General features: G+C 47.7%; 22 protein-coding genes. All 22 read right to left on the bottom strand.

The window, feature by feature from the left end; translation table 11 throughout:
• Positions 1-12: 12 nt before the first annotated feature.
• The 22 genes from FKP33_RS15360 to FKP33_RS15465 all read right to left on the bottom strand — a co-directional run bounded on the left by FKP33_RS15360 (position 13) and on the right by FKP33_RS15465 (position 21,515).
• On the bottom strand, positions 13-678 hold the full coding sequence (locus tag FKP33_RS15360) for a methionine ABC transporter permease (RefSeq protein ID WP_054799897.1): 666 nt from the start codon (positions 676-678) through the stop codon (positions 13-15).
• Entirely contained in the window at positions 668-1,441 is a 774-nt protein-coding gene (locus FKP33_RS15365; RefSeq protein WP_141335648.1) for a methionine ABC transporter ATP-binding protein, read from the bottom strand. Before FKP33_RS15365 ends, FKP33_RS15360 begins: the two co-directional genes overlap by 11 nt.
• 68 nt (positions 1,442-1,509) lie before the next feature.
• Positions 1,510-2,730 (bottom strand): GNAT family N-acetyltransferase, encoded by a 1,221-nt coding sequence (locus FKP33_RS15370; protein ID WP_181410163.1) that lies wholly within the window; start codon positions 2,728-2,730, stop codon positions 1,510-1,512.
• A 44-nt stretch (positions 2,731-2,774) separates the two neighbouring features.
• Complete coding sequence (locus FKP33_RS15375; RefSeq protein WP_141335650.1) at positions 2,775-3,956, bottom strand: acyl-CoA dehydrogenase family protein; 1,182 nt, start codon at positions 3,954-3,956, stop codon at positions 2,775-2,777.
• A gap of 43 nt (positions 3,957-3,999) precedes the next feature.
• Positions 4,000-4,812, bottom strand: coding sequence for an ATP-binding cassette domain-containing protein (locus FKP33_RS15380; RefSeq protein WP_127609863.1), 813 nt, complete (start codon positions 4,810-4,812; stop codon positions 4,000-4,002).
• Positions 4,796-5,797 (bottom strand): ABC transporter ATP-binding protein, encoded by a 1,002-nt coding sequence (locus FKP33_RS15385; protein ID WP_141335651.1) that lies wholly within the window; start codon positions 5,795-5,797, stop codon positions 4,796-4,798. The genes FKP33_RS15380 and FKP33_RS15385 overlap by 17 nt, the downstream gene beginning before the upstream one ends.
• A gap of 27 nt (positions 5,798-5,824) precedes the next feature.
• Complete coding sequence (locus tag FKP33_RS15390; RefSeq protein ID WP_141335652.1) at positions 5,825-6,715, bottom strand: ABC transporter permease; 891 nt, start codon at positions 6,713-6,715, stop codon at positions 5,825-5,827.
• Positions 6,716-6,744: 29 nt separating this feature from the next.
• A complete protein-coding gene (locus tag FKP33_RS15395) occupies positions 6,745-7,692 on the bottom strand; it encodes an ABC transporter permease (protein ID WP_141335690.1) in 948 nt (315 codons plus the stop codon).
• A gap of 33 nt (positions 7,693-7,725) precedes the next feature.
• On the bottom strand, positions 7,726-9,333 hold the full coding sequence (locus FKP33_RS15400) for an ABC transporter substrate-binding protein (protein ID WP_181410164.1): 1,608 nt from the start codon (positions 9,331-9,333) through the stop codon (positions 7,726-7,728).
• A 38-nt stretch (positions 9,334-9,371) separates the two neighbouring features.
• A complete protein-coding gene (locus tag FKP33_RS15405; protein ID WP_141335654.1) occupies positions 9,372-10,751 on the bottom strand; it encodes an LLM class flavin-dependent oxidoreductase in 1,380 nt (459 codons plus the stop codon).
• Between the two features lie 309 nt (positions 10,752-11,060).
• Positions 11,061-11,909: a sugar phosphate isomerase/epimerase family protein gene (locus tag FKP33_RS15410; RefSeq protein ID WP_141335691.1), complete on the bottom strand. Its 849-nt coding sequence runs from the start codon at positions 11,907-11,909 to the stop codon at positions 11,061-11,063.
• Between the two features lie 80 nt (positions 11,910-11,989).
• Positions 11,990-12,598: an NAD(P)H oxidoreductase gene (locus tag FKP33_RS15415; RefSeq protein ID WP_141335655.1), complete on the bottom strand. Its 609-nt coding sequence runs from the start codon at positions 12,596-12,598 to the stop codon at positions 11,990-11,992.
• Positions 12,599-12,662: 64 nt separating this feature from the next.
• Complete coding sequence (locus tag FKP33_RS15420) at positions 12,663-13,631, bottom strand: LLM class oxidoreductase (RefSeq protein ID WP_141335656.1); 969 nt, start codon at positions 13,629-13,631, stop codon at positions 12,663-12,665.
• A gap of 110 nt (positions 13,632-13,741) precedes the next feature.
• Positions 13,742-14,044, bottom strand: coding sequence for an ArsR/SmtB family transcription factor (locus tag FKP33_RS15425; RefSeq protein WP_127609877.1), 303 nt, complete (start codon positions 14,042-14,044; stop codon positions 13,742-13,744).
• Between the two features lie 590 nt (positions 14,045-14,634).
• Complete coding sequence (locus FKP33_RS15430) at positions 14,635-15,261, bottom strand: Crp/Fnr family transcriptional regulator (RefSeq protein WP_181410165.1); 627 nt, start codon at positions 15,259-15,261, stop codon at positions 14,635-14,637.
• 174 nt (positions 15,262-15,435) lie between these two features.
• Positions 15,436-16,188 carry an SDR family NAD(P)-dependent oxidoreductase gene (locus tag FKP33_RS15435; RefSeq protein ID WP_054799890.1) on the bottom strand — a complete coding sequence of 251 codons (753 nt, stop codon included), beginning with the start codon at positions 16,186-16,188 and terminating at the stop codon, positions 15,436-15,438.
• Positions 16,189-16,218: 30 nt separating this feature from the next.
• Positions 16,219-16,731 (bottom strand): aromatic-ring-hydroxylating dioxygenase subunit beta, encoded by a 513-nt coding sequence (locus tag FKP33_RS15440; protein ID WP_054799889.1) that lies wholly within the window; start codon positions 16,729-16,731, stop codon positions 16,219-16,221.
• A gap of 46 nt (positions 16,732-16,777) precedes the next feature.
• The gene (locus FKP33_RS15445) at positions 16,778-18,160 is read right to left on the bottom strand and encodes an aromatic ring-hydroxylating oxygenase subunit alpha (RefSeq protein ID WP_141335658.1); all 1,383 of its coding nucleotides are present in this window, start codon (positions 18,158-18,160) and stop codon (positions 16,778-16,780) included.
• Positions 18,161-18,244: 84 nt separating this feature from the next.
• Positions 18,245-19,294, bottom strand: coding sequence for an SDR family NAD(P)-dependent oxidoreductase (locus FKP33_RS15450; RefSeq protein ID WP_141335659.1), 1,050 nt, complete (start codon positions 19,292-19,294; stop codon positions 18,245-18,247).
• A 170-nt stretch (positions 19,295-19,464) separates the two neighbouring features.
• The gene (locus FKP33_RS15455) at positions 19,465-19,710 is read right to left on the bottom strand and encodes a hypothetical protein (RefSeq protein ID WP_127609885.1); all 246 of its coding nucleotides are present in this window, start codon (positions 19,708-19,710) and stop codon (positions 19,465-19,467) included.
• Between the two features lie 14 nt (positions 19,711-19,724).
• Complete coding sequence (locus tag FKP33_RS15460; RefSeq protein ID WP_127609887.1) at positions 19,725-20,552, bottom strand: DODA-type extradiol aromatic ring-opening family dioxygenase; 828 nt, start codon at positions 20,550-20,552, stop codon at positions 19,725-19,727.
• A gap of 72 nt (positions 20,553-20,624) precedes the next feature.
• A complete protein-coding gene (locus FKP33_RS15465; RefSeq protein ID WP_127609889.1) occupies positions 20,625-21,515 on the bottom strand; it encodes an alpha/beta fold hydrolase in 891 nt (296 codons plus the stop codon).
• Positions 21,516-21,611: the final 96 nt, after the last annotated feature.

Consider the following 21,611-nt stretch of genomic DNA (forward strand, 5'->3'; position numbering starts at 1 on the left):
TTTAGATCTTATTTATTTCCTTTTATCCAGTTTCCGGACTGCCATATTTCCGATCATCTGAATCAGCTGCACGATGATCACAATCATCACAACCGTAAAAACCATTACATCTGTCTGATACCTGTAATATCCATATCTTATGGCAAAATCTCCAATGCCGCCGCCTCCAACTAGTCCTGCAACTGTCGAGTACGAAAGGAAGCTGACACTAATAATCGTAGCGGCATTTGCAATTCCTGATCTCGCCTCTACATAAAGAACCTTCCAAATGATCTGATAAGTATTCGCTCCCATAGACTCCGCAGCCTCTATAACACCACGGTTAACTTCAAGCAAGGTTTGCTCTACAAACCTTGCAAACTCTGGAATGGCGCTAATAGCCAGAGGAACCGTAACTGCTGTAGTGCCGATCGGTGTCCCAACTATAAAGCGGGTAAGAGGAATAATGGCAATCAATAAAATGAGAAACGGGAAAGAGCGAACGATATTGACCATTCCGTCAATGACAACGTAAAGACGAGGCGCATTTACGAGCGAGCCGGGACGGATTAAAAATAATAAGGTCCCAAGTGGTGTACCTATCACGATCGCAATACCGAGCGAAATGACCATCATGTAAAACGTCTGGCCGAGCGCTACAACGATCTCCGGCCATAATGCGATGATATTATCCAACAAATACACCCTCTCCTTCCCGGCGTACTTCAATTTCATTATTAAATAAAAACTTCGTGATTCTTGTTTGAGGAACAAAATTCGGGTCTTTTAATTGAAACTTTTCCACGACATGACCATTTTCCATAACGGAGACTTTATTGCAAATAGATTTGATCACCTCCATTTCATGGGTTACGATGACAATGGTGATCCCGGATTTTTCATTCAGTTCTTTTAAAAATGCTAAGATACTTTCCGTTGTTTGCGGATCCAATGCGGATGTCGGTTCATCACAAAGCAGTATTTTAGGCTGAGTCACCATGGTTCTGGCAATGGCCACTCTCTGTTTTTGCCCACCGCTCAATGTAACTGGATAATGATCTGCTTTGTCCGATAAACCAACAATCTCCAAGCACTCCCTGATTTTTTTTCTGCGTTCTGATTTCGACACCCCTGCTATCTCCAAAGGAAAAGAGACATTATCAAAAACGGTTCGGTTGCCGATTAAATTGTAGTTCTGAAAAATCATCCCCATAGACATTCTTTTTTTCAGTAGTTGTTTTTTGGTAAGAAGGGTCAAGTCTTCCCCATCCACGATAACTGAACCGCTGTCAGGCTTTTCAAGCAAATTAATCGTCCGTAAAAGTGTTGATTTTCCTGCTCCGCTAAAGCCTATAATTCCGTAAATATCCCCTTGATCGACTTCCAACGACGCAGAAGAAATGGCCTGGAATTTCCCCCCTGGAGTTACAAACGTTTTATTGATGTTATCTAATAAAATCAATTTTTCATTCCTCCACACTCACGAAGTAACTTGAAAAGCAGGATATCCATTTCCACAGCTTCCAACTCTCAAAAGAAATCGAGCATATAGGTCGTCCGCCGTGGAATAATCGCTTCCCATTGAGCAAGAACTTCTTCCACTCCCCCGATCCGTCCGATTCGATGCAACTCTTCAGGTCTCTTATATCCTAGCAGCAGAGCTGACAGGGTTTGGATATCGCAGCGAATCGCCGTTCGATCAGACACAGTATCGTTTTCATTCAAAGGATTTATGCCTGCCCTCCCTTCCCCATTAATCGTTAGCTCCCATAATCCATCGTTCCACGGCGCGTACTTGTCGGTAAGACGAATGGCAAGCTTAAGTGATTCGCCTGTTGCTGAAAAAACGTACTGCTCTATGAATTGTTGGACATCGACAATTCGCGCCATAAAATACGGCAGCACCTCTTGATGAATGCGCGGGTCGGGAAGCAAAAATGGCAGCGCATCATCTACCGGCGCCGTCACCACGGCTCTTTCCACCATGGAATCGTGATTGGACAAATACGACCACAATCCCCATCTGGCATCCTCATCTAAAAATACAAATTCATGAACGAGTAATTCCCTCTGTACCCGAAATTGTTTGGCCTTAAGATGTTCCGACTGCTTCCTGATCTCGTAAAGAGCATACCCCGCAGGCGTACCGTCCTCCCGAAAATATACAGCTGCATGGCCTTTCTTGCGCTGAAAAATCGGACTTTTCCACCAATCTAACGGACGGACTAACGTACCGTTATATCGTGCGGCATAAACTTCGTATACTCGACTCAATAATTCGATGTCTCCGTCCCGGCGTTCCACATATCCGTTCGTTTCTACACGAGGCGGAAATTGAGCCGTCTCCAGCACATATTGTTTATATTCAGTGTACGTTTCCCATCCGTACTTACGGTAAAAACCAAAGGAAAAGGGCACAAGGAAGGAGAGGGACTGCCCATTCTCCTTCATCGTTTTGAGAGAATGCAATATGAGTTTGGATATCAGCCCCTGCCGACGCAGTTCAGGCCATGTCGATACACGCGTAACCCCCCCTATCGCAACACGAGTTCCATTGATATACGTTTCAAACGGAACGATCGCTAATTGAGCGGAGAGGCGGACTTCGTCAAATATGCCCCATGTTTGCTCCTTCGTGAAACGTGCGCGTAAAATTTCTTTATCCTTTTCATTAAAGTCCAATTGAAAGGCATACTTCGTTAATTCCAGACTCGTTTCGAAATCGTCCTGACCTAAAGCGCGAATCTCCATGCGACACCTCATCTTTTGTACGGAATTTCAACTGCATGATGAAATCAAGAGTAATAGCCTGGCGTTGGATATTCTTTGGTTAACACCCACCTTCCCACGTTGCGTAGCTTGTATTCCGCAGGATTATGGAGAGTATGCGTACGAACGTTGCGCCAGAAACGGTCAAAACCGTATTTGGTCGTGGCAGAACGTGCGCCCATCACATCAAAGATCCGGCTGGTCACGTCCAACGCCACTTTCCCGGCCAGCACATTGGCGGCAGCGACAAGAACGGCCGTTTCCCCGCGTTCCTCTTCGGTCAAATCGAACTCTTTCTCCCAAGCCCGGTCTAATTGGACCCATGCTCTGTCGGCCAAACTTACAGCCCCTTGGACTTCGACCCAAAACTCGCCATACTGACGGAGGATAGAGGGATCCTCCGAGGCTTTTTCCACTCCGGAAGTTATCCATGCGCGTGAAGTCGTAGTGGTGTACTTGCTTGCCTCTTCAATGGCGCCAAGCGCACTGCCGATAAATACATTGAGCAGCACACTTTGAGAAAAGGAAGGAGAAATCGTAGAGAAAGCCGTATGCTTATGATAATTCGTATCCAAGATCTCCTCTTTCTCCACAATGACATCCTCAAAGGACACCGTTCCGCTGCCGGTTTGTTTCTGTCCGATGCCATCCCAATCTTCATGAACCGTAACGCCTTGACGATTGGTCGGAATAGCCCCATAAATCAGCTCGAAAGTTTGATCGTCCTCCCAGCTAATAATGAGATAGTCCGAACCTGGCGCCCCTGAACTAAAAGGCCTCTTCCCGTTCAAAATATACCGATCCCCGTCGCGTTTACCAAACAAACTTCGGCTCATTGCATTTACTGAATTTCCCCAAAACCAGTTGTTTTTGGCCGATTCCGTGTAATAATACTCTTTTTGTTTAGGTGAACCATGCCAATGCGGTGACCCTGCCGCTATAAAATGGTAGCCGTACAAATGGGCAAGTGACGCGTCCACCTTGGCAAACTCCCGAACGATGCGCAGCACAGCCGACCACGGTTGTCCCTCTCCCCCGTATTGCTTGGGGATAAGTAAATTCAACAAACCGCTTTCCCGAAGCATATTCAGCTGCCGGATCGGTGTCCCGCCTGCTTTATCTCGTTCTACCGCATCCTTGGCAAACTCTTGCGCCAACTGAACCGCTTTTTCAAAATATAGATCCGTTTCATTTATCACTAAACTCATTTCTTATCTCTCCATTCTATTTGGTAAATTTTGTACTGACCGTTTATGAATACCGCTGCACTCCTGGGTCGAGGGACAAGACAGAATCTACTAACTTTCGAGTTGACGGGTGTACTGCCCTTTCGTACAATTCATCTGCCGGCAGCATTTCGACCACCCGTCCTTTATCCATCACAGCCACTCTGTCACAGAAAAACTCGATGACCGCCAGGTTATGCCCGATAAATAAATACGTTAGATTTAATTCCTCACGCAAATCCAACAGCAAGTTTAAAATTTGGGCTTGAATGGATACATCCAAGGCGGAAGTAGGCTCATCCAGGATAAGAAATTCCGCTTGTACGGCTAATGCCCGTGCGATCCCGATTCGTTGACGCTGTCCGCCGGAAAACTCGTGAGGATAGCGGGTAAAATGTTCTTTTTTCAACCCCACCTTCTCCAGTATGAGATATACGGAAAATTCCGCTTCCGATCGATGATTGGCAATCCCCATCCTCAACATGGGAGTCACGATTTGTTCTCCGATCGTTTTACGCGGATTTAAGGATGAAGCACTGTCCTGAAAGATAACCTGCATCCTTCGGTAATATGGAATCAATTCTTTATGGGAAAGATTGGTTATGTCTTTGCCGTCAAAATAAACGCTCCCTTCACTCGGTTGAATGAGCCTTGCAATCAGTCGGCCCAATGTAGATTTACCAGAACCGGACTCCCCGATCAGGCCTACGATTTCTCCGCTGCGAATGGCCAAGTCAACCCCGTCAACTGCCTTAAAACGATGCGGCTTCTTCCACAAAAAGCCTGACGTAATGCTGTAGGTCTTACTCAAGTTCTTCGTTTCAACCAGCAGCGTCACTTCGCTTCACCTCCCGTTGAAAGCAAGAGACCAGATGTTCCTGTCCCAAGGAAACTACCCCGGGCGGGTGGCTGAAGCAGCGTTCCGTCGCCTCCTTGCAGCGGCTCCCGAAACTGCAGCCTTGTGGCATATTCATTAAATCGGGTGGAACTCCATCAATTTGAGATAATCTGCGGCGTGCTGACTTTGTGCCTTTGTTCCCGATTTCGGGCACCGAACGGATCAGTCCCCGTGTATACGGATGTTCCGGTGCTGATAGAATACGGCTCGTATTTCCGTATTCCACAATTTTCCCCGCATACATAACCGCCACCTTGTCGCTCAAATAGGCCACCACACCAAAATCGTGGGTGATGATGATGATTGAAGTATTAAACTCCTGGTTGATGCTCTTCAATAAATTCAGAATCTGTTTCTGAATGGTGGCGTCGAGTGCCGTAGTAGGTTCGTCCGCAATAATTAGCTTGGGTCGGCAGCTGATCGCCATCGCGATCATCATACGCTGCCTCATCCCGCCGCTTAAGGCGTGAGGATAGGACTTCAGCACACGCTCTACATCGGAAATTCCCATTCTTTGAAGCCACTGCCGGGCTTCGATCACCGCTTCTTTCTTTTTGATCCCCCGGCGGTACGCAATCGTCTCAACCAATTGCGTGCCGATTTTGTAAGAGGGGTCGAGCGCCGTCAATGGATTTTGAAAGATCATCGAGATTTCTTTACCGCGAATCAGGTTATACTCTTTCTCTTCCAAACTAGTGAGTTCCGTTTGATTAAAACGTATTTCACCAGACGTGATTTGTGCCGTATTCTTGGGAAGCAATCCCATAATGGAAAGTGCGGTCATGCTCTTTCCAGATCCGGATTCCCCTACCAGTGCCAACACTTCACCGGGAGACACTTGGAAATCGATACCATTCACCGCTTTGACAGTACCACGGGGAGTGACAAGCTCCGTATGGAGATTGCGAACTTCCAGTAATGACAAGCGATCGCCTCCTTTTATCGGATTTTATCATTTCATTCGTTTATAAGGATCCAGCCAATCTCTTAATCCATCTCCCAGCCAATTAAATCCAAGTGAGACCAGCATGATGAGTAATCCTGGAATCGTAGCCACATGGGGCGCACCTTGCGTCAAAACCTTCATTCCATCTCCAGTCATTCTGCCCCAGTCTGAATCGGGCGGTTGAATACCCAATCCCAGAAAACTAAGTCCCGATGAGAATACGATCATGGAACCGACTAAAGTAGTGGCATAGACGATTAACGGTGAGATGACGTTAGGAAGCAACTCCCTGAAAAGTATGGACGTCGTAGAAGCTCCAAGCATACGTGCCGCCTCAATATATTCTTTACCTTTCTCCTCTTTGACGGAAGCGAAAACGACTCTCGACATATAAGGGATGAGCGCTACTGTAATGGTAACAAGTATGGTCATCACACCTGGACCTAATATTGCTGCTATCGCAATCGCGAAAAGAATCATTGGGAACGCAAAAAGTACATCCAAGATCCGCATGATCAATTCGCCAATCCTCCCTTGGACAAAGCCAGCCATTAGACCTAACCACATACTGATAACAAAAGCGATTGTGATCGGCAGCAGAGCCGCAAGCAAGGAATATCGGCTCCCCCATATCAGACGGCTCAGTATATCCCTGCCTTGATCATCCAGCCCCAGCAGATGCCCTGGCGTACCAGGAGGCGAAAGGCGTAGAGCACCATCGCCGGCATTCGGGTCATAAGGGGAGATCCATGGCGCCAGCAACGAGATCAGAATAGCGGCTAGCACGATCAAAATGCCTGCTAAAGTTTGTTTGTCTTGACGGATTCTTCTCCATGCCTGATTTACATCTAATTTCGGGTTTAACGTCGTCGGGATCCATGCCTCTCTGTTTCGCATTTTGTACACCTCTTGCCTGCTTGGAAAACTTAGCCGCTCATTCGCGGATTGAGCATATCTACAACGAGATCGGTAATCAAGTTCACGAGTACAAAACTGAAAGCAACGAACAAAACGCCTGCTTGAATCATCGGAATGTCATGGGCTGTTATGGCTTGGTAAAGCAGCGTTCCTATGCCGGGCCAGGAGAAAACCATTTCCACGAATAATACGCCCCCAAGCAAATGTCCGATTTGCAAGCCAGTAATATTGATGACTGGAGATAGCATATTACGGAACACGTGTCTTCGTATGATCAAGCTTGCCGGCATCCCATAGGATCGAAACGTTTTAATGTAATCGGCATTCATGACATCCATCAAGCTCGAACGGGTCAACCTTGCAATAACAGCTAGTGAAACGATAGCCGTAGCAATAGACGGTAACAGCATATGTTCGAGAAGACTGAAGAAGCTTCCCTCATTTCTCATATCGTACATGCCGGATGAAGGGAGCCATCCGAGTTGAAGGGAGAATATCCACATGAGGACAATCCCAAGCCAAAACACCGGAACACTGGCACCGAGCTGTGCAAGAAACATACTGATTCGATCAAACCAGGAAGACGGTTTTAAACCGGACAACACACCGATTACTACTCCTAAACCGACACAAATGATTAGGCTTCCCAAAGTCAGAATGAGCGTGTTTTTAAAATTTTTCATCAAAACATCCATAACCGGAACACGCATAATGATCGAATCTCCCAAATCCCCTTTTACGATGTGACTCAACCAAAGGAAATACTGCATCAAAAACGGTTCATCTAAACCGAACTCTTTACGTAATTCCGCGACATTCTCCGGCGTGGCCTGTTGCCCCAGAATATTGGACACCGGATCGCCGGGGCTTAAATAGACGGTTAAAAATACAAAGAAAGTCACGCTGAAGAGCACAGGAAGTACCGAGAGAATTCTCTTCAATACGAATCCCGACATCAAATCGATCTTCCCCTCCTTATCAAGATTTGTTTACTGTTTAATCCAAACTTTGTTCAAGTCATACCAATCTTGGGCAGCGACAACAAACCCGTTCACATTTTTACCAATCGCATAATGTGTGCGATCGTAATAGATTGGCAGTATTCCAGCATCCTCAGCAATAATCTTGTTAGCTTCTTTCCAATAGGTAATTGATTTTTGCTGGTTCGGTTCCAGAATGGCTTTGTCTACGGCTTGATCGAAGGCAGGGCTTACGTACTTTCCGCTGTTTGACCCGCTATTAGAATGAGCGACAATATATAGCCAATAGGGAGTAACAAATCCCCATTCCATACTGTCTAAACCTATATCTGGCGTCTTGGCTTTCTTTACGGCTAAATAGCTGTTCCAGTCATAGGTCTGGATCTTTAACTTGATTCCGACTTTGGCCAAGTCCCGTTGTATCCATTCGGCGACAGGTTCCTTCCCCGCATAGGTGATCAATTTTGTTTCGAACCCTTCCGGATAACCTGCCTCTTTCAAAAGCGCCCTAGCCTTCTCCGGATCATAGCTGAAATCCTTAAAATTCGGATCAAAAGCCTCATTGCCGGGATTTTGAATACTAAAAGCCGAAGAAACGGTGTTTTTTAACAGATCTCTCGCAAGTCCTTCTCGATCAACGGCATAAATAAACGCTTGCCGGATTTTGGGATCTTTAAAGTATGGACTATCAAAATTAAAAGCATAATAAAAAATAGATGGCAAGTCACCTTCCCCAATTTTGAACCCTTTATCCCTTAGTTTGGCAACACTATCCCTTGATGGCCACGAAATGATATCGATTTCCCCTGTCTCCAAAGCGGTTACTCGAGCATTGTCATCAGGAATCGGCCGGAAAATCACTTTGTCGAGATAAGGTTTATCTCCCCAGTATCCATCGAAACGTTTCAACTCAATTTTTTCCCCACGAATCCTTTCAACGAATTGGAACGGGCCTGTTCCAACGGGATGCTCTGCATAACCGTCGTTCCCCCATTTCTTGAGCGCCGTAGGACTCAAGATCAATCCCGTACCCCCACTGCCTTGAGCGAGCATGCGCAGGAAAGGGGAAAACGGCTTTTCAAATATCAATTCGACCGTGTAATCATCCGGGGTTTTAATTTCTTTCAAGCCGTTATAGGTAAGCTGCATGACTGCGGCGCTAATCTTATCGTAATATTCGAACTGAGGATCCCAGGCTCGGCGGATATTAAATTCCACAGCCGCAGCGTTGAATGGCGTGCCGTCATGGAAATTGACTCCCCGCCTCAAGTGAAACGTATATATCAGACCATCCTCAGAAACTTTCCAGGATTCAGCCAGTGCAGGTTTAAGAGGAGGAATCGGCACTTCCTTTGTCGGCTTGGATAAATCCTCGGTTACCAACGATTCGTGAATTTGACGGTTGACCCGGAAAGTTTCCCAACCTGCCTCCCGTGAAGGATCGAGTACCGTAATTTCCGCATTAAGACCTACGATGAGCGTTCCGCCTTGTTTCGGTGCGTCTTTCGTGGAGGTAGATTCGGCGATGGTTCCCTGCTCTTTGCTTGTGCAGCCCGAAAGTATCATGGCAAAAACGACGACTAATGCTATAAATGCATGTGCTGTCTTTGTTTTCATTGGTTTCCCTCCCCCTAAAAATAAATTGTGATAGGTCATCACTTTGCAAGACCGACTTTGCGGAAGCGAGCTCCCGGATGATGGTCGGGCAGTCGACCGTTGCCCCCGAATAGTTTTTGCCGATACGAGCCTTCCTCGTACTCTTCTTTTACAAGCCCGCGGTTTTGCAGCTCCGGCAGCACAAGTTCGATAAAATCCTTCACGGTTCCCGGTGTCGTGACTTGGGCCAGATTAATGCCGTCGATTCCGGCTTCCTCGACCAACTGCTGAATACGATCGGCAACCTCGATCGGCGTTCCGACAACCATATTGGCTCCGCCTGCACTGCCTCCGAAATCCCCGATAGCTTCCATCACCTCCCGCACAGTCCGCTTTTTGTTCCCGAACTTGCTGTATTGAGCGGTGTGTGTTTGGTTGCCCACGGTTTCCACATATTCGAAGATCTCATCCGGATCATAATCAGCCAAATTCAAATTCGTCGATCCGCCAAAATGAGCCAAAGCTCCTTCGGCACTCCAATATTTTTTGTAATCTTCGAACTTATCCCTGGCTTCGCCTGCTGTTTTCCCAACAACCACATTCAGTCCCTTGAACATTAAAAGCTGTTCGGGATCACGGCCGTAAGCCTTTGCCTTCTCACGAATATCCTGTGTGTAATAACGAACAGCATCCATCGAAGTACCACCGACAAAAACGCACTCCGCATGCCTGGCCGCAAATTTCCGCCCGCGATCTGAATTGCCTGCCTGATAAATGACCGGCGTACGCTGTAATGACGGTTCGCATAAGTGAGGACCTTCTACTTTGAAATACTGACCTTGATGATTAATTTCATGTACTTTGGCCGGATCGGCATAGATGCCGTTCTCGAGTACAACTGCATCGTCTTCCCAGCTGCCTTCCCACAATTTATAGCAAACTTCTAAAAATTCGTCAGCGATGTCATATCGGTTGTCATGTTGAATCACCTCGCTCAGCCCAAAATTACGGGCAGCGCTCGTCACGGCCGTAGTTACAATATTCCATGCCACCCGTCCATTTGTTAAATGGTCGAGAGTAGACAACCGGCGGGCTAAGGAAAAGGGATGCTCGTAAGTTGTCGAAATGGTTACCGCGAAGCTCAAATGAGTCGTAGCTTGCGCCATCGCCGGGACAATCAGCATGGGATCGTTGGCTGGTACCTGCATGCCCGTCTTCACGGAAATGTCCCGCGATTGTTGATAAATGTCACACACCCCAAGAATGTCTGCTAAAAAAATGGCGTCAAACTTCCCCCGTTCTGCAAGCTGCGCCAATTCCACCCAATAGCTCAGTTCATTGAACCGCCGACGTTCATCGGATGGATGATTCCATATTCCATGTGCAAGATGCCCGATCACATTCATATCAAATAGATTTAAGCGTATCTTTTTTGCCATAGTGGTCAATCCCCTTTCTTGTCTAAACTTGATCCCGATAATTTGAGTATGTTTATCGGTTTAGTCAGTTTTAAGATATAAAAATATATTACTTTATTCCGTGTCAGTTCCCCCTTCTACCCTCTAAACCAAAAAGGTTCCCTTTACTTTCGGACTGTGAAAGTAGTAGGGAACCTCCGTTTGAACGGTCGATTAAGTTGTTATATCCATCTGCAAATCTTTATTCTTATCATGGATCATATTGATTTTAATCATACTATTCATATCTGTCAAGTTAGTTTATACAAATATATTCCTGTTTTCCAAACGCTACGGAAGCAATTTCAACTCCGCCCAATGCGGATGTGCCTCAAGACGCCGTTCCATGTCACGGAATGCTTGGAGCGAGCGACTCAGCTTCAGGTAGGCGTCGCCCCCCTCGCTCCAACCCTGAAAGCCGATCATCCCGTGAAAACCGATCTGTTTAAGCTGCCCAAGCAACGCGAAATTATCCAACTCGCCTTCGTCCAATGGCTCGATCGTCGCAACGTCACCAAAACCGTGCGGATTCCGACGGCTGCCGGACAGGTTCACTTGCTTCAGGTACGGCGCCACCGCCTCCAGCGTACCTGTTAGATTGGTCCCGTCAACGGCGTACCAATGGAAGCCGCAGAATACGATCCCCAAACGGGGATGATTCAGACGCCGGCACAGTCGCACCGCATCTTCGTGGCGTTCGACCCAGAAGGATAGATGCGTGTATAGCAGGATGTCGATGTTGCGCCGCTCGCAAATCTGGAGCGCTTGTCCCAGCCACTTCACCACAGCGTCGTCACCCGCCGGGTCTGAGGGGCGCAGATGACTTCCTGCGGATTGGATCGCCAGCTCAACGGTCGAACAACCCTCCAGCGTCTCCAACAAATTCAGGATGCCTTGGTTTCTCGGATGGCTCTCGCCTAAAGAGAGATCCAACACGACGTACACACCCGCGACGTCCAGCCCATATCTCTGCTTGACGCTGCCGAGCTTCGCCGCGTCCCGCCACCGCTCTCCGTGCCAGATGGACAAATGCGCCGCATCGTACCCGATCTCTTTCAGCATCTCGCATCGTGCTTCAAAACTGTAAATTCCCATGGAGTTGTAGAAGGAAAAATCCATAGCATAAACACGGTAAGCCATCGCTGCCAGCTCCTCCTTATCGGCAAATCGATTCCCGGGTCTTTCTCCCATGAACGCATCGATTTAATACGTCGTCATTTTTACTTGTGAGCGAGCGAATCGCTGTAGGTATACCCTAACTCATACACTCGCTGAAACATACTTTCGTAATGCTTGTTAATTTCATCCCCGCTCTCCAGTTCTTCAGCCAGCGTGTTATACAGAAATGCTACTTCCGACTGTGAAATGCCCGTATATCCAGCCAGACCGACATTCAGATAATGGGAAATCATGGTATCAAAACTCCGTTTTTTCAAGCTATCTTCTGTCTCCCCGCCAAGCGGAATCCAGAGTACTTTTTGGTGTGGAAGATGCGCTCCGCCATAAGCGCAACCATAGTTCCACGTGCGGTCTATATAGCCTTTCGTCATGGCCGGTAAGGAATACCACCATAACGGAAAGATGAACGCAAGTCCCTCGTTTCTCTTCAGCCTTGCCATTTCAGCTTGAACACGTGCGGAATAGCTCTTCCGGGGGTTATCCCAATCAGGTTCATCTTGTTCGAAGACGAGCGGATGAAATTCCTCCCCGTACAAATCCGCCATTTCAACTTCATGTCCGGCATCGGTGAGTCCTTGAACAAAACGTTCGGCCACAGAAAACGTAAGGGATTCCCTTCTGGGATGCGAGACGATCGTCAGCACCTTCATTATCAGCCACTCCCCATCAGATTTTGGTGAACCAACCGATCACGCGGCAACCGGGGCTTTCCTGTTACGAAATTTCTTGTGGTTCGCCGGTTAATGCGGGAAAGTGCGGGAGAACCTCTTCTCCCAGTTCTTCAATCACTTCTTCAACAGGACGATGGCCATATTTCAAGTTGACAATCACATGATTGACACCCACATTTTTAAGAAACTGAATGAATTCAATCAGCGGTTTACGCCCGATTCGGAATCCTAGATGAATAGGGATTGGCGCCTGATTCGGATCCTCCGCCAAATCTATATAGAGAGACTGGCTGAATGGTTTAAACTCATCGGTAAGAGAGCGCCAATTTTTAATCAGATCCGCCTGGAATTTCAAGTTTCGGGGATAATACATCCAACCGTCACTATTTTCGGCAATCCATTCAACAGACTGCGAGCTGTGGCCGGTTACCAGCACTGGAATATCCGCCAGCCGCGGTTTGGGCAACAGGTCCCCCCCTTGCAACAGTTCGACTCGTTGCGATCGGATCGTCGAAAAGCTCTCTCCCCACACTTTTCTCATGACCGTTAAGGCTTCCTGAAACAATAGGGGACGGTCTTCGAAATCCACTGAGAAGGCCGGGAACTCTATTGGGCGATCCCCGGTCGCCACGCCGAGAACCAGACGTTCGCCGGACAGGTGATCGATGGAAGCCGCCGCTTTAGCGACATGCAGCGGGTGACGCAAGGTGAGAATAATGCTTGCGGTGCCCAGTGCGATGTTTCGGGTATGGGCGGCAATATATCCTAAATAGGCCCAGGGATCATAGATTTGGCCCACATCCCCAAAATTCGGGTCATGCAACGGAACATCCCTGACGAACAATGCGGCAAAATTCAGCTCCTCCGCTCTTTTCGCCAGTTTAATTTGCTTTTCCAGATTCATCTCCGGAATGCTGCCTGCGTAGGATTCCAACGGAAAGAACAATCCGAGAGTCAGATTGTTTTCTTTAAACATGCGTGAGTACCCTTTGTGCTTTCCAAACTTGTTCATCTTCGTCCCTCCATATCCTTATTTTTAGATATCTATAATTATCGATATAATAAAATAAAAATCGGGATCATGCAAGCATTAAAAAAGGAGTGGAATACAAAGATTATGATTTACAATTCTTTGGATAACCATTCCGTCATTTTTTTGATGTTTTCCTCATCCCTTTTATAATAAGTAAATTGCCCGATGCGTTTTGCTTTTATCAACCCGGCGTTTTGCAGCATGGATAGGTAAAGGGACACTGTGGATTGTGACAATCCAACTTTTTTATGGATATCGCTCACGCAAACCCCGTCTTCTTGTATATCCCCGTTTTGCGGTTTTGGAAAATGAATCTCCGGATCTTTTAACCACTGTATGATCTGCATTCTCGTTTCATTGGACAAGGCTTTAAATACTTCCAGAAGTTCCATGGCGCTTCCTCCAGAATCTCCGTTTTACTCATTCTAACACTACATAATGACCGTTTGGAATACCCTTATTAGAATACACTCCATCTTAGACTCCCATGCCGCCTTAAGCTTGTTATACAGTGGTGATGATGACTCCATGAAAAAGATACTTTCAACGTTCCGTCTTAAAATTTAGACATTTCTCCCATAATTTAATTAAGGGCCCGCTCCGGGAATGATCCCCAAGTTTAATTCCGGAAGTCCCAATCTGGCATTCGAGCCTAAACGACCCGTTCTTCGACCGGAACTTCCGGCTTGATCCGGCCTTCCTTGATCCATTGACTGATTAACTGGGTGTGAGATGATACACTTCCGCTGTCCATCCGAATTCCGGATATTCAATTATTTACGGTTTCATGTGAATGGTAATTATGATCATTAACGAAAAAAATTAACAAGCATTAAACAACAAAAAGGTAAGTTGTTTAATGCTTGTTAATTTTTTGCGCCCATATCAGGCTGCCTATAAACTTAACGTTATATTGGGCAATACGGCGAAACACCATAAGAAAACTCGATAGGCTGGACGTTTTCTTCCGTCCATGCCTGCTCTATTTTTGTAGATTCCCTGATAAATACGCTAACTCTACCTCATTATCAATGACTATCTTTTTCTTTCCTATTAATCTGATAATTCCTAAATCTTGCAATTGATGAAGCGACTTTGCTACAGTAATTCTAGACTTACCGATAATTGACGCCAGTTCTTCCTGGGAGAGTGTCACATAATTTCTTCCGGATTTTTGTTGTTTAGGAAAAGAATTTAAAACAGAAGCCACTTGGAATATTAAATCGCCGAAACTGTCTATTTCAACATGATTGAATAGACTTTCAATTTGAAGGGCTACACACTTTAGTAAATAGGAGGCAATATTCGGATTATTATGAATGCAATTCAGGACAACTTCCTTGGATATGGATAAGATTTCCACATCCGTTACAGACATAACTACGATCGAATTCGAAATAGGACGCTCCAGAAAAACGGCTGATAACCCAAAGAAAATACCAGGCGTCACATAATTAACCGTTCGAATCTGTCCGGTTTCAGATAGTAGTACCACTTTCGCGATCCCTTTGACTGTGCAATAGGCATATTTCCCAACATCCTTCTGCTCAAAAACGACAGATCTTTTGGAGTGACAAGTTATACTGCCCAGGCTTTTAAAAATTTCCAAATAAGATAAATCATCCTTTGAAAGTTCATCAAGGTATACTAACATATGCATTGTATGGTAAAATTATCAATTCGGGATGATGCCAGAGCAGTCGCAATTTTCCCCATAGTTATACCTCCATAATAAACAGCTTGCAGAATCAGACGAATCTGCGGATCCTCATTCGGATAGAACCTACATTGCAGTATGCCCGCCATCTACAGCAATGGCTTGCCCCGTAATCCACGACGATTCATCCGAACATAAAAATAAAGCACATTGCGCAATATCTTCCACTTGGCCATGACGTTTAATCGGCTGAACCTGAAGCATCATGTTGATAAACTGATCGTTGGATAGATCTTCCGTTTGCTGCGTATAGGGAATAAACCCTGGCGCTATCGCGTTACAACGTATCCCTTTGGGTCCATAGTCCACAGCGATGGAGCGGGTCAAGCCAATCACACCCGCTTTCGATGCAGCATGCGGACCATGACCCGGTATGCCAATCAACCCGGACGTGGACGCTGTATTCAGAATCACACCGTATCCTTGCTTCTCCATTTGTTGAAGCGCATATTTACAACCGTAATACACCTGGTTTAACTCGAACCTGATTGTAAAATCCCATTCATCCGTGGGCAACTCACCTATAGGGCGCATTTTGACCAAACCGGCATTGTTGTACATAATGTCCAATTTACCGTACTTTTCTACGGTATACTTCACCAATGATTCGACCAACGACTCTTCCGTTACATCGACATGATAAAACTCCGCATGTCCATGCCCGGCCGCAATTTCATCGACCACTTTTCGTCCTTGTTCATCGTTAAAATCCGCCACAATAACCGTTGAGCCCTCTTGGGCAAACAACAAAGATGCTGCCTTGCCTTGTCCTGATGCTGCACCCGTAATAATAGCAACCTTGTTTTTTAAGCGTTCCATCTTTTCCTCCCCGGGAGAGCAGTCGTTCTCCTACAAGAATATGCCCAGTGTACGCGGTATTACCGAACCGAGCAAGATCACTTTACGTTTGGCCAGCTTCCATTGTCCATTCGTGCTGCGCAGCAGATCCTCCCGCCGGGCGCGCCAGACCGTCTCAATATCTCCATGGCGAACCTGGGTCACCTGCAGATTGGAATGCACTTTCACTTCTCCTTCCCGCTCGGCGGGATCTACAAGAATATTGGTAACGATTCGTTGCGTGACTGAAACTGGAATCTCGCTGTGTCGCAGCCCCGTCTCCAGTTGAATGACCCGCATTTCTATCAGATCACGATTATCATCTACATACGGGACATAAGGAACATCCTCGCGATAAGACCCGGTTTCTCCAAAAACGCTCTCGATTGTCGGAATCCAGTAGCGGATATCGTCCGTAAGGAGTTCGAGCCAATCGCGTACCTTGTAGTTGTCGAGCAGCCAAGCCTCCCGGTAGAGAAACTCCTCAATCTCCTGTTTCAGTACTGTTGTCGAAGCGAAGCTCATGTCACACCTTCCTTTCACAATGGGTTACATATCAATGGGGGACGCTTCAGCGTTCCATTTTCATGAGATCACGATAATACTGATAGAATGCAAGAGCCTTCTCCTCGGTGAATACGGGCAAAGGAGTTCCTGGTAGCGCTTCCAAATCAAGGCCTGCCTCACGGAATTCCTCATAGAAGCGCTGCAGGTCAATACCAGGCATGGCATAGTTGAAGGGACGTTCTTCCACTCCTTTGGATATAACGTTCTTATACATCCGGTCGAAGTTCTCCGTATCGTCGGTCGTAATCATGCCGGCCGGCGCCTGATCAGCCGCCAGAACACTCGCGCCATACCGCTTCACAACGTCCGGAGCGTCCTTCTCAACAGCAAACCACTGCCAGCCTTCAAGCATCATAGGCCCCTTCGGGTGCCATTGGATAATGCCGCTTGCCCGCAAGGCACCGGGCATAAGAATCAAGCTGAGGTTGGGGAAAATGGTCCAGTTCGCGCTGCCATGAACCTTATGTTGTTCTTCCTCCATGAATTCTTTCATCCTGCGCTCCCGCTCCTGCAGCCATTCTACGGCTTCGGGACCTAGACGCTCAGCTATGGCCCGGTCATTCAGGGGTTGGACTTGAGCCGATGAATCCGGACGCGGGTCATTCCAGAATTCAACCAGGCCAGCGGCATGGGGAACGCCTGCCGGAGAAGTGGCGAGAACATTAAAACCCCGATCAAACTGATTGCCGCACATCCAGTTGTCTCCACCATTCTGAGACATATGCATCAGCGCACGAAAAAAGGAGACATGGGTGATGGGCACATGATACTCGTCGTGCATGAAATTATCCGCCATCATCTTCCAATTGGTCGGCATCATATATTTTCCCCGCCCGGGCAGCACCTCGATGCCACCGAGAAAAGGCTTGAGGAGCATGCGGTCAAGATACCAGCGAATGTCGCCCAGGTAATCGTCCAGGGAGCAGATCTCTTCATCCCAACTGGCAAAAATGAGCCCTCCGTAGCTGCTGACTTTCGGAACCTCCTTGAGGCCCCACTCTTCCCGCTTCAAGCTGCCGGCATAGGATTCGCCTTGTGGAAGTCCCATCAGCCCACCCTCGATATTATACTGCCAGCCATGAAACGTACAGGTGAAACTCTTCTGCGAACCGCGGTCAAAAAGACAAACTTTATTCCCGCGATGCGTACAGCGGTTCAAAAAGACGCGTACACGATTGCTCCGATCGCGGACCACGATGACTTCGTCCTCGCCCATTTTATTGAGGATATAATCGCCCGGCTTGGGGAGACTCGATTCGTGACCAACAAATAACCAGGTGTGTTGAAAAACCTTTTCCATTTCCAGGCGATAAAGCTCTTCATCCGTGAAAATCCTGGAATCGATGTAGCCCTCCTGATCTCTGATTGCCTTATCCAAGTTCAGCATTACTCAATCACCTCCATTGAGATTTAAAAAGTTGCACAATCACAGTTCTCGATGCCGTCTGACAGGATCGACACGGTTGTTCCGCTATGACTGCCCTTGCTCTGAAGCAAGCCTTTCAGAGGCGGAAATCCAAAGAGCGGCCCAAGCGTCAAACGGCAAGTGCGACACGCCCGAACGGCTGTATTTCGGCATGACGGCTTCCAGTTTGCTGTACATCTCTTCCATTTCCGGCGGCAACGAAACGTCGCTCCAAGCAGCGGAATCGCCGAATCCGTGATCGTAGTTCCATTCCGGGACATAAACGAGCCGTCCCGTGACCCCTTGCCCGTTTTGCCCCGCTAGGAAAAGAATCGAAGGCGTGACATGTTCCGGAATGGATGGCCGCATGAAGTAAACCATCCCCATTTCGCTCCAAGACTTCGCCGTTGCGTCGAACCACGAAGCACGCGTATGTCCGGGCATGATCGCATTGACGGCAACGCCTTCCCCCCGAACCTCTTCCCCCAAATAGAAGGTCAGCGCCATCGTCGCTGCCTTTGTGGCTTGATACGGCATTTCCACCGTCCACGGGCGCAGCGCGAAATAAGATCCCCCTTGATGAGTCGGCAGCACTCCACTGCTAACGACGTTGATGATGCTGCCGCTGCCTTTATCAAGCATCGGGCGAATAAACCGCCGGATCGCTTTCAAAACACCGAACGTGTTCACTTTGAACATCGTTTCCCAATCGCTATCCTTTGTATCGAGCGTCTTGACATGACCTTGCGGATAAAAAAGTGTCTCCGATACAAGAGCGGCGTTGTTCACCAGAACATCAACAGTCCCAAATCTCCCCATAACTGCTTCATAAGCCGAATCCAGTGAAGCGTCCTCCGCCACGTCCACTTGTACGGCCATTCCTCTTCCCGTGCTTTCTAAATGCTTGCGAAACTCTTCAGCATTGTCCCACTTTTGATCCGCAGCCACTACGTTGGCTCCAGCCGCAAGAAGACCTTCTACGATCACTCGGCCAATCCCGCGAGCACCGCCTGTGACTACCGCAACCTTTCCGTCCACTTGACCTTTCCACTGTTGTGTGGCTTGACGGACCATCTCACGTTGACGAACCATAATCTCATCTTTTTGTTGAACCATTTTTAAATTTCCCCTTTCACCGCCATATATTTATCAGCATTCTTAATCCTAAAGTCCCACAATGAGATATTAGACATTTATTTCCTCAATCCTTTAGTGCCGTCTATATTTTCAACTCAACTTCTGTAAGGAGACCTTCATCCAAGGCGACTTTATACCTCTATGGATTGTTATATCCCCTGTCTGTACAGTTCCCGTATGTCCATCCTATGGATCAGAGACAGGTGCATAAGCAGCAGCGGATGAACACCCTCCTGATGTAAACGGGTTACGCTGCACTGCAAGATCGCTTCACGCTCTTCAGGTTCAAGATCGTAATCATCAAAAAGATTTGCATCGCCTTGCAAAAAGAGAAGCTGGTGCTCTTCCCGTTGCGACAGGTGAAACAAAAATTTGTTGATGCGGTAACCGTTCATGCCACACACCTCTTTCACTTGATCACTGCACCAAAATCAATAAGGGCAATCCCCGTTCCCCAAGCTTCGACTGGTTCATAGCAAATAAGCTCACGCCGTCCCTGCGGCAGCGCTCCTGCCAGAGCCATCCAGCTTTTAATTTCCAACGCGCCGTTGCCCGCTTCTTCCTCGATGTGTGCGTTGCTCCATCCGAGAATTTCCTCGTCCCTATGGTGCAGCAGCAATTCCAGGAAACGCCGGTCAAAGGATTCGGCGATCTCCCCCATGCGGGGAACAGCCACCCAATGCGAAATTCCGCCCGTGGCCACCAGCGCCACCTTCCGGTCCTTCTCCCACCCGTTAACCGCATCGGCCACCATCTTCCCAAAGTGGTACAAGCGGTGGAGCGGCGCAATCGGGGGCGATGCGGCATTCATGAACACAGGAACAACCGGAATGTTCATCTGCGGTGTCAGAAAGTGCAATGGTACCATAAAACCATGATCCAGTCGCATCTCGTAAGAATAAGCCAGGTCGAACTCCTGATCAAGACCGTACTGCAATACATGCTGTGACAAGTCCAAATCCAGATCAACCGAATAGGGGGGAACGCCGGCTTCGCCCCATCCCTGTGCTTTTTCACCTGTCCCTATACAAAGTGAAGGCATGTTATCCAAGAAAAAACTCTTCATGTGTTCGGCGGAAAAAAGGATCACCGTCTCTGCCCCGCTTTCCTCCAGGCGGCGTCTTATTTCTCCAAAAGCCTTATAAACCCGTTCCATTTGTTCCTGAGGAGCCTTGTCTTTGGCCCGCAGTATCAGCGCTGTATGAGCAACGGCAGCTGCGAAGACGATTCTTGCCATCGTTCAACATCCACCTTCCTTTCTTATCTATCTGATCGGCTGCATGGACACATGCAGCCTTGATGTCCACGCTTACTCTTGCCGGAAGAACTCGATCACCATGCGATTTACCAATTCCGGCTGATCCGTTTGGCACTGGTGACCCGCCTCTCTGATGTAAGAAAATGGAATATTGGGCAACAGCTTCTCTAATTCATGCCCCATCTCCACAGGAGCGAAGCTGTCGTCGATCCCCCATATAAACTCGGTCGGCACCTTCAATTGTGGCAATGAATCCTTTAAGCTGAACCGATCCCAAAGTTGAGGCTCTCTCCGCATACGCGACTGGTAGTCTTGAAAAGCCTGCATCGATTCGCGAATACCAGGACGGTTGGCCGCCACATGGCGAGCTCTCACAAGCTCATCCGTCACTTTGGTCGGGTCGTTGATAATGGCCGTGAGGAACTTGCGCATCGCCTCTTCTGTATAGTCATAGTGGAGCAGGGCTTGGAAAGCCGCATTGTTCCCCCCGTCCGGCCGCTCGAGGCCCATGGACATGGCGATGGTGGCACTGCCAATAAGGAAGCATTTCCTCACACGTTCCGGATGGTCAATCGTATACTTAGCCGCCACGTAAGCTCCTTGCGAATTGCCAACCAAATACACCTCATCCAAACATAACGCGTCAATAAAATCACTTACATGATTAACCAGGCTCTGATGCCCCAGCACAGGCCAAGCATGAGGCCGGGCATCCGTCCATCCCATGGAAATCTGGTCAGGCGCATATACACGAAAGCCTGCTTCTGCCAAAGCCGGCAGCATGAATCTCCAACCGGCTCCTCCAGACGAACCGGGGCCGCCGCCATGACATAAAACAACTGCAGGCCCTTCAGTTCCGGCCCAAGAATAATGTGTTCTCACCCCATTTGCCAAAACCCATCCGTTATGGTACGAGGAACCAAGTTTCATTTTTTGCACCATCTCCTTGCAATCCAGTTTTTATTGTACCATTCACATAATGTAAGTGCTTTCATATCGATAGTATCAACTTAATCAAATAAAAACTGCTAAATACTT

The sequence above is a fragment of the Paenibacillus sp. tmac-D7 genome, assembly GCF_006519665.1.
In the GTDB taxonomy this organism is placed as follows: Bacteria; Bacillota; Bacilli; order Paenibacillales; family NBRC-103111; genus Paenibacillus_G; species Paenibacillus_G validus.